Here is a 611-nt window from a genome sequence, read left to right as displayed (position 1 = left end):
AGGCGGCGCTGGATCGGCTGCGGGCCCGGGTGGCGGAAACCGGCGGGGCGGAGGCCAGGGCGGATTTCATGATGCTGGACCTGGGCAGCCTGCGCTCGATCGCGGCCTTCGCCCAGGCGCTGGGAGAGCGGACGGACAGGCTGGACATCCTGGTGAACAATGCCGGCCTGATGGGCGCCCCGCGCCGCGCGCAGACCGAGGACGGGTTCGAGCTGCAATTCGGCACCAATTACCTTGGCCATTTCGCCCTGACCGGACGGCTGCGGCCGCTGCTGCTGCGCGCCCCGGACGGCGGGCGGGTGGTCAGCGTCGCCAGCCTGGCGGCGTGGCGCGGCCGGCTGGTATTCGACGATCTGCAGGCGCGGCATCGCTATACGCCGTTCGGCGCCTATCGGCAGAGCAAGCTGGCCAACCTGATCTTCGCGCTGGAACTGGACCGGCTGGCGCAGTCCGGGGGGTGGAACCTGCATTCCCTCGCCGCCCATCCGGGCTGGGCGGTGACCGACATCATGGCCAGTCGCGTGCCCGAGGCGCCGAACGCGGCCGAACGGGCGATCCGGGGCATGGTACGCGCGATCTTCCGGCTGATGGGCCAGTCGGCCGAGGCCGGG

The 611-nt window shown here is 71.8% G+C and carries 1 protein-coding gene; it reads left to right on the top strand.

Annotation, left to right across the window (positions count from 1 at the left end):
• Positions 1 to 611 (top strand): SDR family NAD(P)-dependent oxidoreductase (locus tag HUK84_RS21990; protein ID WP_176642016.1); only part of this gene is annotated, 611 nt, incomplete at both ends.

Source organism: Nguyenibacter vanlangensis, from assembly GCF_013376155.1.
GTDB lineage: Bacteria > Pseudomonadota > Alphaproteobacteria > Acetobacterales > Acetobacteraceae > Gluconacetobacter > Gluconacetobacter vanlangensis.
The sequence above is the reverse complement of the archived record's forward strand: the minus strand, read 5'-3'. Positions and strand labels throughout refer to the sequence as shown.